The organism is Sphingobacterium corticibacter, from assembly GCF_003076635.1.
Taxonomy (GTDB): domain Bacteria; phylum Bacteroidota; class Bacteroidia; order Sphingobacteriales; family Sphingobacteriaceae; genus Sphingobacterium; species Sphingobacterium corticibacter.
Map to the genome: position 1 here is coordinate 237,110 of NZ_QDKG01000001.1, position 17,406 is coordinate 254,515.

15 protein-coding genes are annotated in these 17,406 nt (G+C 42.7%); 7 read left to right on the forward strand and 8 right to left on the reverse strand.

All coding sequences use genetic code 11. From position 1 onward, the window contains the following. Nucleotides 1–159 precede the first annotated feature (159 nt). From pgl to DC487_RS00990, 6 genes are all read right to left on the reverse strand, one after another. Nucleotides 160–897, reverse strand: a complete 738-nt coding sequence (pgl, locus tag DC487_RS00965; RefSeq protein WP_239016292.1) for a 6-phosphogluconolactonase — start codon at nt 895–897, stop codon at nt 160–162. Then, on the reverse strand, nt 890–2,425 hold the full coding sequence (gene zwf, locus DC487_RS00970) for a glucose-6-phosphate dehydrogenase (RefSeq protein WP_116774092.1): 1,536 nt from the start codon (nt 2,423–2,425) through the stop codon (nt 890–892). The genes pgl and zwf overlap by 8 nt, the downstream gene beginning before the upstream one ends. Nucleotides 2,426–2,450: 25 nt before the next feature. Then, entirely contained in the window at nt 2,451–3,857 is a 1,407-nt protein-coding gene (gene gndA, locus DC487_RS00975; protein ID WP_116774093.1) for an NADP-dependent phosphogluconate dehydrogenase, read from the reverse strand. Nucleotides 3,858–4,005: 148 nt separating this feature from the next. Continuing rightward, nucleotides 4,006–5,649, reverse strand: a complete 1,644-nt coding sequence (locus tag DC487_RS00980; RefSeq protein ID WP_116774094.1) for an NAD+ synthase — start codon at nt 5,647–5,649, stop codon at nt 4,006–4,008. Nucleotides 5,650–5,659: 10 nt separating this feature from the next. Next, nucleotides 5,660–6,301: an outer membrane beta-barrel protein gene (locus DC487_RS00985; protein ID WP_165798992.1), complete on the reverse strand. Its 642-nt coding sequence runs from the start codon at nt 6,299–6,301 to the stop codon at nt 5,660–5,662. A gap of 98 nt (nt 6,302–6,399) precedes the next feature. Beyond that, nucleotides 6,400–7,689, reverse strand: a complete 1,290-nt coding sequence (locus tag DC487_RS00990; protein ID WP_116774096.1) for a citrate synthase — start codon at nt 7,687–7,689, stop codon at nt 6,400–6,402. Nucleotides 7,690–7,907: 218 nt separating this feature from the next. Here DC487_RS00990 and DC487_RS00995 point away from each other — a divergent pair, with 218 nt between their 5' ends. Further along, complete coding sequence (locus DC487_RS00995) at nt 7,908–8,276, forward strand: BlaI/MecI/CopY family transcriptional regulator (protein ID WP_116774097.1); 369 nt, start codon at nt 7,908–7,910, stop codon at nt 8,274–8,276. Nucleotide 8,277: 1 nt separating this feature from the next. Continuing rightward, nucleotides 8,278–10,029, forward strand: a complete 1,752-nt coding sequence (locus DC487_RS01000; RefSeq protein ID WP_116774098.1) for a M56 family metallopeptidase — start codon at nt 8,278–8,280, stop codon at nt 10,027–10,029. 22 nt (nt 10,030–10,051) lie between these two features. Here DC487_RS01000 and DC487_RS01005 read toward each other — a convergent pair whose 3' ends face one another. Beyond that, nucleotides 10,052–11,098 (reverse strand): 3-oxoacyl-ACP synthase III family protein, encoded by a 1,047-nt coding sequence (locus tag DC487_RS01005; RefSeq protein WP_116774099.1) that lies wholly within the window; start codon nt 11,096–11,098, stop codon nt 10,052–10,054. A gap of 75 nt (nt 11,099–11,173) precedes the next feature. Between DC487_RS01005 and DC487_RS01010 the strand changes: the two genes are divergently transcribed. The 3 genes from DC487_RS01010 to DC487_RS01020 all read left to right on the forward strand — a co-directional run bounded on the left by DC487_RS01010 (nt 11,174) and on the right by DC487_RS01020 (nt 14,919). Beyond that, nucleotides 11,174–11,455, forward strand: coding sequence for an ATP-dependent Clp protease adaptor ClpS (locus DC487_RS01010; protein ID WP_116774100.1), 282 nt, complete (start codon nt 11,174–11,176; stop codon nt 11,453–11,455). 78 nt (nt 11,456–11,533) lie between these two features. Beyond that, nucleotides 11,534–14,041, forward strand: a complete 2,508-nt coding sequence (locus tag DC487_RS01015) for an outer membrane beta-barrel family protein (protein WP_116774101.1) — start codon at nt 11,534–11,536, stop codon at nt 14,039–14,041. A gap of 56 nt (nt 14,042–14,097) precedes the next feature. Continuing rightward, on the forward strand, nt 14,098–14,919 hold the full coding sequence (locus DC487_RS01020; RefSeq protein WP_116774102.1) for a 3-keto-disaccharide hydrolase: 822 nt from the start codon (nt 14,098–14,100) through the stop codon (nt 14,917–14,919). Between the two features lie 84 nt (nt 14,920–15,003). Here the strand turns inward: DC487_RS01020 and DC487_RS01025 are convergent, their stop codons facing one another. Then, a complete protein-coding gene (locus DC487_RS01025) occupies nt 15,004–15,705 on the reverse strand; it encodes a YjjG family noncanonical pyrimidine nucleotidase (protein ID WP_116774103.1) in 702 nt (233 codons plus the stop codon). 123 nt (nt 15,706–15,828) lie between these two features. Between DC487_RS01025 and DC487_RS01030 the strand changes: the two genes are divergently transcribed. Both DC487_RS01030 and DC487_RS01035 read left to right on the forward strand, forming a co-directional pair. Further along, complete coding sequence (locus DC487_RS01030; RefSeq protein ID WP_116774104.1) at nt 15,829–16,707, forward strand: sensor histidine kinase; 879 nt, start codon at nt 15,829–15,831, stop codon at nt 16,705–16,707. Further along, nucleotides 16,697–17,398, forward strand: a complete 702-nt coding sequence (locus tag DC487_RS01035) for a response regulator transcription factor (protein WP_116774105.1) — start codon at nt 16,697–16,699, stop codon at nt 17,396–17,398. Before DC487_RS01030 ends, DC487_RS01035 begins: the two co-directional genes overlap by 11 nt. Nucleotides 17,399–17,406 lie beyond the last annotated feature (8 nt).

A 17,406-nucleotide genomic window follows, 5' to 3' on the forward strand; every position in this document is an offset into this window, starting at 1 on the left:
TTTAAAAAATTGATTGTTCAAAGCCAATATTTTACTTCGTGTAATCTCTTTCTCAAAAGCATGTAGTGCTGTCCTGCTATGGAATCAACTAAAAAGCCTAACAGTCTATCTGATAAATAGTTTGTTAAGCTTTTTAGATTATTAACGTTAATAAAATAGCTATGCAGTTATTTTGGAATCGGATAGCTTTGAAGCTGCTGCCTGATCAACCAAAAATAGCAATTCTCCCGAGGTCGGATTGAGCAATTGAGAAGGATATTCTTCTGAGTTGCGTGCGCCTTCCAATACTTCATACAAAGCGGGTGCTTTCTTTTCACCGAAGGTGATGACCACAATTTGTTTTGCTTTGTTAATCAATGGAGCCGTCAGCGTGATGCGGTGCATCTGCTGCGGCGTGAGATAATACGCATCTACCCATTTTGTCTTTTCGTGCAGTACTTCCGTATGTGGAAACAGCGATGCAGTATGTCCGTCGTCGCCCATACCCAATAGAATCAAATCGAATTGTCCTTCTGCGCCCAATACCTCTTTTAGCTGTTGCTCATAGATAGCCGCAAATTCCTCTGGCGACCGATCCGTATCGAACATCGGAAAAATCTGATCTTCCGGTAAAGGCACTTGCTGCAGCAAGGTTTCGAATGCCATCTTAGCATTGCTTAACGAATCCGATAATGGAACCCAGCGCTCATCGCCCCAAAATACAAATACTTTAGTCCAATCAAGCTGATCTAGGTAAGCCGGTGTAGCCAATAGCTTGTATAATTCTACAGGCGAAGATCCGCCAGTCAGCGCTACAGTAAAGTTTCCTTTTTCTGCGATAGCCTTTTGGCCTGCTGCTACAAAAAGATCTGCTGCAGCAGGATGAATATCGGCTGGTTGTGCGTATATTTTAATCACAGTTTTCGTCTTTTGATTTTGTTTTATGTAAAGCATTTACGGCCCATACATGCCCTTGTTGTGCCACCAGCACTTCTGCCGTTTCCGGTCCCCAAGTTCCCGAGGCGTAATTTGGGAAATCCAAAGAATCGCGGCTTTCCCAAGCTTCCTGAATTGGTGTAATCACATCCCAAGCTTCATCCACCTGATCCGAACGCATAAACAAGGTTGCATCACCATTTAAGGCATCCAACAACAAGGTCTCATACGCTTCTGGAGATTGTGTAGAGCAAGTATCATAATCGAAAATCATTTCCGAAGGATTCAAACTCATACTTAAGCCTGGTTTCTTGGTCATAAAGCGAAGACGGATATCCATCTGTGGTTGGATATTGATCGTTAAGCGATTTGGCATCAGATTTTCTGCCGCTTCGCCGTTTGAAAAGGTAGAATGTGGTACGGGCTTGAATTGGATCGTGATAGACGAATGTTTCTCTTGCATGCGCTTACCGGTACGCAAGTAAAACGGCACGCCTTGCCAGCGCCAATTGTCCAAATAAAACTTGATGGCAGCGTAGGTTTCTGTATTCGATTTTGGATTTACACCCTGTTCCTCGCGGTAGCCGGGCACTTTTTTGCCCTGCAGCCAACCTTCGTGGTATTGACCACGCACCGCATAGCGACTAACTTCTTCGGGTTTGATACGTCGGATCGAACGTAAAACGTCTACTTTGCGATTACGAATTTCTTCGGCTTTGAACGATGCAGGAGCTTCCATCGCCACCATACACAGAATTTGCAACAGGTGATTCTGAATCATATCACGTAATGCACCTGCACCTTCGTAATATTCACCTCGATTTTCGACGCCAACCTGTTCGGCTACCGTGATCTGTACCGAATCGATGTAGTTGCGGTTCCACAAAGGTTCAAATAAAGCATTGCCGAAGCGAAATGCTAGAATATTCTGTACCGTTTCTTTGCCCAGATAATGATCAATCCGGTAGATTTGATGCTCTTGGAAAGTCTGTGTAAGTAGTTGATTTAGTTCTACCGCTGTTTTCTTGTTGTAGCCAAAAGGCTTTTCAATCACAATACGATCTTGCGCTGGTATGCTGGCTAAGCCGGATGCATTGATATTTAAGGTGGCAGCTCCAATAAAACGTGGTGCGACCGACAGGTAAAACAAACGATTTGCCCGCTCGCCCCATTCGGCATCTAGGGCATCCAATTGAGCCGCCAACTCTTGATAGGATTCTGGCGTTTCAATGTTCGATTGGAAGTAGCTCACCTGCGGATTGAAGACTGCCCATTTATCCGCTTCGGGCGCTCCCGTACGCGAAAACTCGGTCAAACCTTCTTTCAAATGTTCGCGATAGGCATCATTATCAAGCGCAGTTCTTCCCAGCCCGATGATGGCAAATTTTTCAGGCATCCAATCGTCCAGAAAAAGATTATAAAAGGCGGGAATTAGTTTCCGCTTTGCCAGATCGCCTGTTCCTCCGAAGATGACGATAATCGCTGGTCTCGCTTTTTTACTTGTTTTCATGTGTAGACAGATAATACACTAGGCGTTAGCCCCATTGTGTGTGGAAGATACCTTCGCGATCAATACGCTCGTAAGTATGTGCTCCAAAATAATCCCGTTGTGCTTGTATCAAGTTCGTTGGCAAATTAGCCGAACGGTAAGCATCAAAATATGCTAACGCATTCATTAGCCCTGCAACTGGAATACCTTTCGCTACCGCGAAGCTAATCACCGCGCGGAAATTCTCTTGTAAGCCCAATAGTTGTTGTCCGATTTGCGCATCCAATAGGATGTTGCGCAATTCTGGATTACGCTGATAAGCTTGTCTGAAATCTTCTAATGCCGCTGCGCGAATGATACATCCACCGCGCCAGATTTTGGTCACCGTTTCTAATTCTAATCCGTATTTATAAGTATCGGATGCAACGGTAAGCTGTGCTAATCCTTGTGCGTAGGTGAGGAGCATGGCCGCGTGAAATGCATCTTTTAGCTGTCTCAACAGTTGATCTTCTGCCACGTCAGACGAGGAAGTGGCTTCCCAAGTCAGTTGTTTTGCCGCTTCAATACGCTCTGGTTTGTATTTGGAGATGTCGCGCATATTCACAGCGGCATCGATTACTGGTACCGGTACTTGCAAATCCATCGCATTTTGTGAAGTCCATTTCCCTGTTCCTTTGGATTTGGCCCAGTCGGAGATCGCGTGGATTAATGGTGTACCATCATCATCTTTTTGTTTTAGGATCTCGCCAGTTATTTCTACCAAGAAAGATTGCAATTCAGTTTCGTTCCATTGCGCGAATGTCTCTTGAATCTTTTCATCTGCAATGCCTGCGCCACGTTTCATCAAGTCGTACACCTCTGCTAACAGTTGCATAATACCGTATTCGATGCCGTTGTGTACCATTTTAACATAGTTACCCGCAGATCCACTGCCCAGATAAGCTACGCAAGGATCGCCATTTACTTTGGCAGAGATGGCTTCAAAAATTGGGCGCAAGCGCTCATAGGCAACTTCGTCGCCACCTGGCATCATGCTTGGGCCAAATCGAGCGCCTTTTTCTCCGCCAGAGATTCCCATTCCAAAAAAGTGAATATTCTTGTCGGAAAGGTAGGTATAGCGTCTTTCGGTATCTGGAAAATACGAGTTTCCGCCGTCGACTAAGATGTCGCCTTCTTCCAGATGTGGAAGCAAACTTTCGATGGCGCTATCTACTGGCTTCCCAGCAGGAACCAATAGCATAATCGCGCGCGGCTTGCGAATAGCTTCTACAAAAGTAGCTACTTCAGTAGTCGCTTTGATTTTATGATTTTCTGCTGCCTCTGCTTGTAGTGAAGCTGCTTTTTCAGTGTCAAGGTCTAATCCAGCTACTGCGAAGGAATGGTCGGCCATGTTCAATAATAGGTTTCTACCCATTACGCCAAGTCCTACTATACCAAAATCGTATGATTCCATAAACTAAATTCTGTTTTTTGATGAGGATAAAAATGTTTTTTCATCTTGTGCGCAGAAACCTAATCCGGCTTACACAAAAAGCAAACGTAATTCAAAGATAAAATTTTTCCTAAATAACAGTTGGTTAATCTGTTGAAATGACGCTCGATTAACTTGGATATTTAGCGACCAAAGGAATGACACGACCTGGGCCAAATGCTTTAGGGCTTATTCGAAGGATAGGTGGTGCTTGGAAGCGCTTGAACTCTGCTCTATTGAGCATATTTTGTACGCGCAATACCATTTCTTCGTCGAAACCTAACGGGACGATTTCTTGACCGGATTTCTCCTGCTCGATCAATTGGTAGAGAATGCTGTCCAATAGCTCATAATCGGGTAGGGAGTCCGAGTCCTTTTGATCCGGTCTTAATTCCGCCGAAGGCGGTTTTACGATTGTATTTGTCGGAATGATTTCGTGATGGCGATTGATGTATTCGGCCAGTTGGTACGCCTGTGATTTGTAGACATCGCCGATCACAGAGATGGCACCAGCCATATCACCATACAAGGTGCCATAACCTACTGATGCTTCACTTTTATTGGATGTGTTGAGCAAAATGTGACCAAATTTATTGGCGGTAGCCATCAAAATGGTTGCGCGAATACGTGCTTGTATATTTTCTTCGGTAATATCAGGTTGCAAGCCACTAAAAAGATCGCTCAATGTGTCGTCGTAAGCTTCTACCATGCTGTGAATAGGGACAATGTGATGATTGCAACCGGTGTTAGACACTAAATCCAAAGCGTCTTTAAGCGAGTGATCCGAGGAATATTTGGAAGGTAGTAAAATTGCCAGCACATTATCTGCACCCAAGGCTTCGCAAGCCAAAGCCGCGACAATCGCCGAGTCGAGTCCGCCAGATAATCCTAAAACCGCTTTCTTGAAACCTGATTTAGTAAAATACTCTTTTAGACCGAAGACGAGCGCTGCGTGGATTTGAGAAATCTCCGATCCCGGCAGGTATACTTCTCGATGTTCTTTTAGCTGGAATTCACCTTTCTCTAAACTCAGTTCTGCAAAGTCAGCTTCAAAAGCTGATAAAACAGTAACCACATCGCCATTGCTATCCAATACGAAAGATCGCCCGTCGAAAATAATATCGGTATGTGCTCCCACTTGATTCAGATAGATCAATGGTGCCTGTGTGCGCAACACCGCGCGGCGCATGATATCCAAGCGCGTTTGGTGATGTGTGTATGAAAAAGGAGAGGCGGCAATGTTCACGATCAAGTCAGGTTTTTCTACCGCTAGATCTTGAATGATGTCACCCATATAGGTGTTATCCACCCCATTGTCCCACAAATCCTCACAGATCGTCAAGGCAATTTTTGTGTTACCAATCGTCACACAATGAACGTCTTTGTTGGGCTCAAAATAACGGTATTCATCAAACACATCATAATCCGGTAAGTATGTTTTCTTGACCGTATGCTTTACCTCACCTTGCTCAATCACGAGTGCCGCATTAAACAAATGTTTTCCTTCGGAGTGATTGTTTCGGATTGGAGCACCAATGATACAAGCAATGTCACAACAGGCACTTGCAATTTCGTGCAAAGCTTTCTCGCAGGCATTCAGATAGGCGGGATTGCGCAACAAATCTTTAGCCGGATATCCACCTATAGCTAGCTCAGCAAAGATGATTAGTTCGTTTCCTTGCTTTTTAGCTTTGTTTATGGTTTCTATAATCTGTGCGGTATCCGTTTCAAAATCTCCAATACGATAATTGAGTTGAGCTAAAGCAATTTTCATGAGTAGTATGTTAAAATAATAGACCGACTTGGAGTGCTACGTAGGAAATTTTTGGCTCGCCACCGTTGCGCATCGCGCGAGTAAAACCATTGTTATATGCTGCTCCGGTTAACAATCCGAGATTGCCACCTAGATTCCATTCTACTCCAGTCCCGATCTGTAATCCCAATCGTACTAAATCAGTGCCAGAAAGCGATTGATGCTCCGCACCGGGCAAATCTGTCCTCTGTCTAGCCGATACGCGAAGGCCGGCAGTCACCCCAAACTGTCCGTAGATACGGCCGTAATCTCGTTCTTCTGTCTTAAGCTTGATGGTTAGTGGCACTTCCGCGTATTTGATACGTATCGTGTTGTTTACAGGAGAAACAATATCACCACTCACCATGTCGCGTACTTCTTCCGCTCTAAGATCATTTAAGATCAATCCTGTAGAAAAATAATAGTTTCTGGAAAATCCAAAATCTGCTAACAGTCCGTATCCAAAGCGGTAACTCGAAGCACCGCTGTACGACGCGTTGTCAAAATTAAACCAGCTAATATTTGGATTAAAAACTAAGCCAAGGCGCATATTGCGTTCATAGGGATAGCCTCCATATTGTGCTTGGGCAGTTAATGATGTGCAGATAAAGGCTGTAGCAATTGCTGCTATCATGCTATATTTTCGGAGCAGTAGGTTAGATAGTCTTAGCATAGTTTGTTAGTTAAAAGAAAAGCACCTATCGAGGTGCTTTTCTTCTTATTTATATCGATTTATCGTTTTTCAATATCTACGACGTCTCTTTTCGTTTCGCCGGTATATACTTGTCTTGGGCGGCCGATTGGCTCTTTGTTCTCGCGCATCTCTTTCCATTGTGCGATCCATCCCGGTAGGCGACCTAATGCAAACAATACCGTAAACATCTCTGGCTTGAAGTTCAAGGCACGGTAAATGATACCCGAATAGAAATCTACGTTTGGATACAATTTACGATCGATGAAGTATTGATCGTTCAGAGCGGCTTCTTCCAAGCGAATGGCGATATCCAAAACAGGATCATCAATACCTAGTTTTTCTAAAATATCGTCACAAGCTTTCTTGATGATTTTGGCACGTGGATCAAAGTTTTTATAAACACGGTGACCAAAGCCCATCAAACGGAAAGGATCGTTTTTGTCTTTGGCTTTCGCCAAATATTTATCCGCATCACCACCATCTTCTTTGATCGCTTCCAACATCTCTATTACGGCTTGGTTAGCACCACCGTGTAGTGGGCCCCAAAGCGCATTAATGCCAGAAGCGATAGAAGCGTACAAGTTGGCATTCGAAGAGCCTACCATACGAACCGTAGAGGTCGAACAGTTTTGCTCGTGATCTGCGTGCAGAATCAATAGCTTTTGCATCGCACTGATGATCGCAGGATCGAAAGAACTCTCTGCAGTAACGTCGGAGAATAGCATATTCATGAAATTCTCTACATAATTCAAGTCTTTCTTAGGGTATACAATTGGATGTCCAATTGATTTTTTGTGGATCCAAGAAACAATCGTTGGCATTTTGGCCAATAGGTTGATCATGGTTTTGTTATCTTCCTCTTTAGTCGCGTTTGGATTTAAAGATTCTGGGTAAAAAGCAGATAAAGCGCCTACTAGACAAGATAACTGTCCCATTGGATGAGATTGCGAAGGGAAGCCTGCGAAGAAGTTCTTCATGTCTTCGTGGATCAAGGTTTGTTCTTTGATCTCCGCGCGGAAGCTTTCTAATTCTTGTTTCGTTGGTAGCTCACCATATATTAATAAATAAGCAACTTCTAAGAATAAGCATTTCTCTGCAAGCTGCTCAATAGGATAACCACGATAATGTAATATACCATTCTCTCCATCTAAATACGTGATCGCACTTTTGGTAGCACCCGTGTTTTTGTAGCCTGGGTCTAATGTGATGAATTCGGATTGATCTCGCAGTTTGGAGATATCTATTGCTTTCTCATTTTCGGTTCCAACGATTACGGGAAGATCGTAGGATTGCCCATTTAAGTTTATTGAAGCTTTATTATCTGACATAATTTTCTGACTCGATTTCTACAAATGTATAAAAAATCAAAAACAGTTCGGCTGTCGATAAGCATTAAATTAACATGAAATCGTCATATATGATGAGGTACACAAAGTTCGTGAAAGATAGTAAAACGCCTATCTACGATTTTTTTCGTAAAAAGTTTTTAAAAAGCTTTTTGTTTCTACGAACTTTTCGTAACATTGTGTAATCTACTGATACAGATATGGAAAAACTAACGATACAAGAAGAAGAAGCAATGCGTGCAATCTGGGAAACCGAAGGCGGATTCATTCGAGACATCCTAGCAAATCTACAATCTACGGAAGAAATGCCTTATACCACCTTGGCATCGACCGTTCGCAACCTCGAAAAGAAAGGCTATGTGCAAGCGGTAAAGGCTGGGAATGCGAAACGCTACGAGCCGCTGATCTCTGCAAAAGAGTATAAAGGGAAGTTTATGAATGGTTTTGTCGGCAACTATTTCCATAATTCATATAAAGATATGGTGTCTTTTTTCATCAAAGAAGAGCGCTTATCATCGGCAGAGTTAGAAGAAATCCTAGATATGATCAAAAACAATAAATCCTCATAACATGGAAAATCTATTAATCTATATATTGCAGGTCAATGTATTGTTGAGCATCGTATATCTTGGTTATGTATTATTGCTCAAAGGGCTCACTTTTTACAACCTTAATCGCGGTTATTTTCTGGTGGGCATGTTGTTTAGTTTTATCTATCCATTTTTAGATGTCAAAAGTTGGTTTACGAGCCATGTAGAACCCATCGGTGAGTTGGTGGATTTTATGCCGAATTTTTTGTCGACGCCAGCACCAGACAATCTGTACAGTATTAATAATATATTGCTTGTTGTCGTGGCGGCAGGAGCTACTTTCTTCTTCTTGCGTCTGCTGATTCAGTCGGCCAGTGTATTGCGTGTACATTGGAATTCATCTTCGGCCTTGTGGCATACCTTTTCCTATCGGAATGTGCGTTTTCCGGTGGCACCGTTTTCTTTTCTTCGGCAAATCTACCTGTATCGCAAGCAGCACGATGAGCAGGAGCTAACTCATATTTTTAAACACGAACTGGTGCATACCAATGGACTACATTCCTTGGATGTGCTCTTGACAGAGTTAGTGTATACCTGCTGTTGGTACAATCCATTGGTTTTTCTAATGCGCAAAGCCATTCATCAGAATTTAGAATTCCTCACGGATCAGCAGGTGCTTGATCTGGGAATCGACCGCCAGACGTATCAATACAATCTATTGCATGTTAACAGAACGGGATTAGCTACCCCGATCACAAATAAGTTCAATTTTAAAATGTTAAAACAAAGAATTATGATGATGAACAAAAAGCGCTCCTCCAAATTGGAGTTGAGTAAATATGCGATGCTCATTCCCGTTCTGGTACTAGCGTCAGCTGCATTCACAGTAAACCGAGTGGAGGCCAATATCCACGATGCGGTAGAAATGGGACAGGCTAGTGTTTTCAACGAGAAATTGTTGCACGCAGAATCGGAAAACGAAAATGCTATCAATCCAGTCGATACGGTACCTCAGCAAAATGAGGCTCGATTAGATGAATCAGAAGGTGTTCAAAGTGGTTTGACCATCAAAAAAACTGGCGACGATCCATTGTATGTCGTGGATGGGGTCGTAATGTTACCAAAGGATTTTAAAAACGTCAACCCAAATAATATCGAAAGAATTGAGGTTTTGAAAGAAGGTTCAGGTACCGCAGCATACGGAGAAAAAGGAAAGAATGGTGTTTTATTAATAACTACAAAAGATGGTCCTACTACAACTAAAGAAGTAACAGGTAGCGGTACATTTCAAAGAGACAGCACGATTACTAAAATAGTTAAGGTATCGAGTGGAAATGAACCAAAGCCCTTGTACGTGCTAGATGGTGTTATAATTAAGGAATCTGATATGAACGGTGTAGATCCTAATAATATCGAAAGTATTAGTGTTCTTAAAGATAATAGTGCGACAGCTATCTATGGTGAACAAGCCAAAAACGGTGCGGTCTTAATCTCTACCAAGAGTTTTAACCGTGGAGTAAAAGCTGATGAAAAAAACGATACGAAACCATCTGATCAAGTAGCGCAAGCTGTAAAGAGCAAAACCGCATCAGATAAAAAACCTGTAGTTTTAATTGACGGAGTTATTCAAAAAGAGGGATTTGATATCAAAACGCTTGATCCCAATACGATAGAATCTATGCAAGTATGGAAAGATGCGAACGCTACAGAAAAATACGGAAAAGCCGGAGCAAACGGGGTTATTGAATTAACCACCAAAGCCGCCGCTAAAAAATCCGATAGTAAAAAATAACACTAAAATACCATTACATCTACTACCAACGGATCAATGCTGATCCCCAGGTAAACCCAGCACCAAAAGCTGCAAAGCATACCAGATCGCCCTCTTTGATCAATCCTTCTTGCCACGCTTCAGATAGCGCAATCGGTATAGAGGCGGCCGTTGTATTGCCATAACGTTGGATGTTGCTGTAGATTTTCTCATCAGGCAAACCGAGTATCTTTTGCACATATTGCGAGATGCGAAGGTTTGCCTGATGTGGTATTAGTAGGTCAATGTCAGACGGCGACAAATTGTTCTTTGCTAAAGCTTCGTGAATTACCTCAGGGAATTTCACCACCGCTTTTTTAAATACTGCTTGGCCATCCATAGTTGGGTATGCTGTACCGTCTTCCAACATTTGCGGCGTCATTAGCATACCGCCCAATTCTTGATCGGGCCATTGAGGCGGATTTTCTAACCCGAAGCCAGCAGCAGCGCCTGGATAATACATCGCTAATTTTTCTGCTTCGGCGCCATCCGAATGCAAGTGCGTGCTCAATACGCCTTTTCCAGCCTCGGTTGTAGGCTGCATCACGACTGCACCAGCTCCATCACCAAAGATCACGGATACGTGTCGGCTTCGCGTATCAAAATCCATGGCAAAAGATTGTTTTTCTGAGCCAACAACCAGCACATTCTTGTACATGCCCGTTTTGATAAACTGATCAGCAATCGAAAGCGCATACACAAAACCTGAGCATTGATTGCGAATATCCAATGCACCAATCTCGCCCATGCCCATCTCGCGCTGCAAAAGTACACCACAGCCCGGGAAGTAATAATCTGGAGAAAGTGTCGCAAAAATAATAAAGTCCACTTCGGCTGCGGTTATGCCGGCACGTTCTAACGCAATTTTACTCGCTTCAACTCCCATGGATGTGGTCGTCTCGCCGATGCGGTCGGCATAGCGACGTTCCTGAATCCCCGTGCGCTCTTGTATCCAAGCGTCGCTGGTATCCATAAAACGAGTTAAATCGCTGTTTGTATATACATTTTTTGGCACGTAATGTCCTATGCCGGCTATCTTTGACTGAAACATTCTCTATTTTTTCCGCTAACAATGAAATCCTGACAAAAGTAGAGAAATTTCTAAAAATACCTTAATTTTGCAGATATGGGTACGGAGACCACTACAGAGACATTTACGCTGGAAGAGATTCTGGCAGCAGCAAAGGATGGACATCGTTTGATCTTATGGAATGATGATTTTAACACCTTCGATCATGTGATCCACTGCATGATGCATCATCTCCAATACTCCGAAGGAGAAGCTGCCCGCATCGCTTTCAAAGTGCACAATGAGGGAAAATGTGCTGTTTTAGAAGGTTCCTACACCGAAATGGAAATTTATCGTAAGATCTTAAAATCCGAAGGACTTACCGTCAGCGTCGAATAAGGATTTGTCGTAAGGTAATAATGCGGTTACGTGCTCGTAGTTACGATAGCAAATACCCATTTTTGCTATACGAAACTTATGAACATGCTCTTAATCCGAAATCTTAGCGCCGTTTTATTACTTCTACCGGTATTATCACAAGCGCAACAAAAAGCTCAAATCCGCGGTGTCGTTGTCGATGCAGAGACGAAAGCACCTATTGCTGGCGCCAGCATCAATATCTTGACGCAAACGACTAAAGCTTATCTACGTGGCGCTCAAAGTCAGCAAAATGGCCAATTTTCCATTGACAATTTAGATGCTTCTACTTTCGCCTTGCGCGTTGCCAATGTAGGTTACGACGATTATTTGCAAGATAATGTTTCATTGACCGCCGGTCAACAACTCAAAATAGATACTGTTTTTTTACATACGGAGAGCAAAGTCATCTCCGAAGTCACGGTGCAAGGCCGCACGCCAGATATGAAAATCGGAATCGATCGCAAGATTTTTGATGTCTCTCAATCTTTAGTCAGCGCAGGTGGTACAGCTAGTGAGTTATTAGCTAATGTTCCGACTTTGCAGGTAGATCAAGATGGTACGGTAAGCTTACGCGGTTCTTCCAATGTGCGTATTCTCATCGATGGCAAGGAGTCGGCGATGGCAGGATCAGATATTGCGGCATTATTGCAAAGTCTACCAGCAGAAGTGATTGACAAAGTGGAGATCATGACGAACCCATCTTCAAAATACGATGCCGAAGGTCAATCAGGTATTATCAATATTGTGTTGAAGAAAAACGCACGTATCGGTTTCAACGGATCGCTGAATGCGACTGGGGGATCTTTTGGTAATGCTATGGGTAGCGCTACCTTAAATTATCGCGATAGTAAGTTCAATCATTTTGGTAGTTACAACTTCAATCGTCGTGTTAACCGTGGCGATGGTTTTAATGAGAATATCATCTACCGAGATAACACGGGAGAGTTGGAAGCGCCGCGTCGCATCTATTCCGAGAATGATTCCCGTCGTACAGGTCTTAACCACACCTTGAGATTAGGAAGCGATTATTTTATGACGGATAAAACTACCTTCAGTCTGGCTGGAAATCTGAGTCTGCGTGACAACAATCGCCGACAAGAACTGATGTACGAATACAATAATATTCCGGAAAACGGCCCGACAGGTAGTCGCGTGTCTCAACAATATGAAGACGATTTGGGCCTAGATTTACAATTTGATTTTCGCCAAGTATTAGGTCGTCCAGGTGAAGAAATCACAGCCAATGCTTCGTATGGCTATAGTACCGAAGATGGCACGAACGATTTCAACGAAATCTTCGCCGGCTCGCGTTTAGATATTGTTCGCCAGAACTTGACCACGGAGATGGGCAAAAACTATAATGCGCAAATAGATTATGTGTTGCCTATTGCCGAAAACCATAAGTTTGAAGCAGGATATCGTTCTATTATTCGTACTTCGGAAGATTCACAATATTCATTCGTAGATCGGACTAATTCAGGCAACTTAAATCTAGACGGCCTATTTAGTAATGAGTTTGATTTGAAAAATGAAGTACATGCTGTGTATGCCAATTATCAGCGTATGCTGACGTCTAAATTGGGAGCACAATTTGGTCTTCGTGGTGAACAGATGAGATTAACCTCTACCTATTATGAAGTAGAATCGGAATCGGCAGAACCGAGAACAGGACCAGCTACTAATGGCGGATTTGATTTCTTTCGACTTTTCCCAAGTGCGTATCTGACCTACGAAGTCGGGAATCAAGGCGATAAAATCCAGCTGAGTTATTCGCGCCGTATTCGCCGTCCAAATGGTTGGCAGGTCAATCCTTTCATCAGTGCATCGGACGAATCTAATCTGCGCCAAGGTAATCCGAATCTAAGACCAGAAGATATACATGCGGCCGAAGTGGCTTATTCTAAATCATACAATCGTTGGAATTTTGTCAGCACCTTGTTTTACCGTCGTACCAACGATATGATTAACCCTTTGCAACGTGATCCTTCGGAAATAGATCTTCCGCAGGAATTTCAGAACGCTTCTTATTTTGTGTGGGAAAACGTTGGACAATCGGACGATGCGGGTTTGGAGTTAATCTCCAAAGTAGATCTTGCGCCATGGTGGGATGTCACCGCTAACGCCAATATTTTTAATAATCGCATCAGGCCAGATATTGAAGGCGTCGGTTTGAATCGGGTAAATACCATCAACTGGGACGGTAATTTGATGACCAATGTGAAGTTTATGCCGACATTTTCATTGCAAATGCGTGGCGATTACCGCAGTGGACGCGAGCGCCCACAAGGTCGTATGAACGCTATGTGGGGCGTAGATATGGCCTTGAAGAAAGATGTGTTGCGCAACAAAGGCAGTATTTTGTTCAATGTGCGTGATGTATTCAATTCCAGAAGATTTGAGATGGAAAGTTTTCTGCCGGATCGTTCCATCGCCTCGGCCAACCGCTGGAATCGTCGTATGCTAACACTGACATTCACATATCGTTTTGGTGTTCAGGATCTTTTCAAGCGCGACGACAATAAGAATGGTGGCGGACCAGAGGAAATGGGAGGCGGAGAGTTTTAAGTTTAATTTCCTATTGTGGAATGCTTTACTTACTTTAAATAAAATTTTATAAATCTATGAATAAGAGCAAAATTTTCGGTGTAATGGGAGCCGTAGTTATGATGATGGTACATTCGGCATGTTCATCCAAAAAAGGTATGACCAACGAGGCAAATGTGCCAGAATATGAGATACTTGATTTGCCGATGGTAAATGTTAAATCATTCAAGAAAAACTCCGCTGGAGCGCATGTAATTTTTGATGGCACATCACTAGAAGGATGGCGTGGTTATGCAAAAGATCACGTACCTAGCAAATGGACTATTGATAACGGTACGTTACACTTCAATCCAAAACCTGATGGCGTACAAAACCCAGAAGGTGGTGATATTATCTTTGCATCAGACTTGAAAAACTTTGAATTTGAGTTTGAGTGGAAAGTAGCAAAATCAGGTAATTCTGGTGCTTTTTTCTTAGCGAAAGAAGTAAAAGGACAGCCAATCTATATCTCTTCTCCAGAATACCAATTATTGGACAACGAGAATCATCCAGATGCTAAAATGGGTGTAGATGGCAACAGAAAATCAGGATCATTATACGATATGATTCCGGCTAAACCACAAAACGGCTTTCCATTTGAGCAATGGAACAGAGCAAAAATCGTGGTCAACAAAGGCAAAGTAACGCATTACCAAAACGACGAGAAAGTGGTAGAGTATTCATTATGGACTCCAGAGTGGACTCAAATGCTACAAGCAAGTAAATTTAGCGAAGCTAAATGGCCTTTGGCATTCCACTTATTGAATAATGTAGGTGGCAAATCTAAATCTGGTGTGATCGGTTTTCAAGATCACGGCGATAAAGTGTGGATGAGAAACATCACCGTAAAAGTGTTGTAATTTCCACAGGTTATAAAACAGAAAAGCTCCTTCACATCATGTGAAGGAGCTTTTTTTTATGGGATCGGTATCGGTTCTCTATTATTAAAACAACCGCTGTAGCTCTTTTAAATCTGTGATGCTATGCGGGACGTCACTAGGCACTTCTGCCAAAAGCGGATTGAAATAAATGGCATCCATGCCGAAGTTTTGTGCGCCACGTACATCCGCGTCCAGATTATCGCCAATCATGATCGACGTATCTAGATTGGCTTTTCCTACTTGCAATGCATGCTGGAATATCCTCGCATCGGGTTTATTAATGCCTACTATCTCCGAGATCGTGATCGTTTCGAAATAATCAGCCAATTGACTGCCGGCCAACTTGCGTTCGCAAGCTTCCTGAAAACCATTCGAAATCAAATGCAATGTATAGCGTTCTTTCAAATACGTAAGCGTCTCATGCGCATTCGGGAATAAGTTGGTTTTGTTCGGGCAAACCGCCAAATATTCCTCCTCAAAATTCCATGGAAATAAGTTAGGATCAATTCCCAACTCCGTAAAAGTGTCTTCAAACCGTAATCGGCGAAGCGTTGGTTTGTCGATTTGATTATGGTGATACAAGCCCCAAAGTCGGTGGTTGTTGCTCGTATAGGCGGTAATAAAATGATGAGGGTCAGCGTCGCCGCACAAATCTTCAAATTTGTATTTTACATACAAATCCTGTAAAGTCTCCTTGGCGTTGCGGTCAAAATCCCAGATCGTATGATCAAGATCAAAAAAGATGTGTTCTTTGTGAGTAAACATGGTGCAAAGATACGCCAGTCGCAGGACATGCCCTACTGACTATCTGTTCTTTCTGTCATAAAGCGTGGCTAATTTTCTTATGATCGCTTATTTAAGTATTTTTGTCACAATTCAATTATTAAGATGAAGAGAGCTCTTTTTTGGTTGTATGTATTAGCTTTTTATGCATTGTGTCAGCTGATTAGCTGGGGGTATATTTTCATTAAATATGTACCCGAGCGTATGGGGATGATTATCGGTGAAGGAATGATTTTTTTGGCTATCTTTATTATGGCCGTCATCCGTCTTAAGAATCATCTACAGCGCGAACGCAATTACCAACAGCAACAGCAAAACTTTCTCTTGTCTGTCACGCATGAATTGAAATCGCCTTTGGCTTCCGTGAAGTTGTATTTGCAGACCATCTTAAAGCGAGATTTAGATAGAGAACAACAGCAAGTGTTTTTGGGCAATTCGTTAAAAGATATTGAAAGGCTGGATTACTTGGTAGAGAACGTATTATTGGCCACCAAGCTGGAGAGCCGGACGTTTTCTTTTCCGAAAGAAAACTTTGAGTTGAGTGAGATAGTGCACAATGTGGTTGATCGCTTGCAGAAGAATGCCTGCAAATCGCAACAAGCTATCGTGGCCAACATACAACCCGGTCTGATGATTCATGCCGATAAGTTTGCGATCATCAATGTAGTGAGTAATCTGGTTGAGAATGCGATTAAGTACTCTCCGCCTTGTGCACATATCAATGTGATTTTAGAACAGCGCGAAGAAGGTATAGTCCTAGAAGTGGCCGATTTTGGAGAAGGTATTTCTGATGTAGAAAAAAGGTTGATATTCAATAAGTTCTATCGTGTGGGTAGCGAAGCTACGCGCAAAACTAAAGGAACGGGATTGGGTTTATATATAGTAAAATCCGTATTGCAAAAGCATGAAGCGGCAATCCGTGTGAAAGACAATACGCCAAATGGAAGTGTTTTTGAAGTAAATTTTGGAAATTATGCAAGCTAAGCAACGTATATTATTAGTCGAAGACGAAGAGCATTTGTTAGAGGCCATCAAGCTAAACCTAGAGATGGAAGGTTACCGAGTAACCACTGCTACCGATGGTAAAAAGGCATTAAAAATATTCAAGGAAGAGCGGTTCAACCTGATCATTCTCGATGTGATGATTCCAGAGATCGACGGTTTTCAGGTGGCGGAAACCATCCGCTTGCAAAACACCGTGGTACCCATCATGTTCTTGACTGCAAAAAATAGCAGTGAAGACCGCGTAACCGGACTTAAAAAGGGAGCTGACGATTATTTGGTGAAACCATTTAATCTGGAGGAATTGATTCTTCGTGTGGGCAATCTTATCCGTCGGGTCATGAAAGGCGATGATTTGAAAGAACTTAATTCTTATGTGATCGGCGATAAGACGATTTATTTCAACTCCTACGAATTACATCATGCCGATGGCACGATCACATCGTTGACCAAAAAAGAAACGATGTTGCTCAAGCTGTTGATCGAGCGTCGCAACGAAGCGGTATCGCGCGAGCAGATTCTGGAAACGGTGTGGAACTACGATGTATATCCGTCTACTCGTACGATTGATAATTTTATCTTGACGTTCCGTAAATATTTTGAACCAGATCAGAAGCGCCCGACCTATTTTCACTCCATCCGTGGCGTAGGGTACAAGTTCATGGATCAATAAGCTACCAC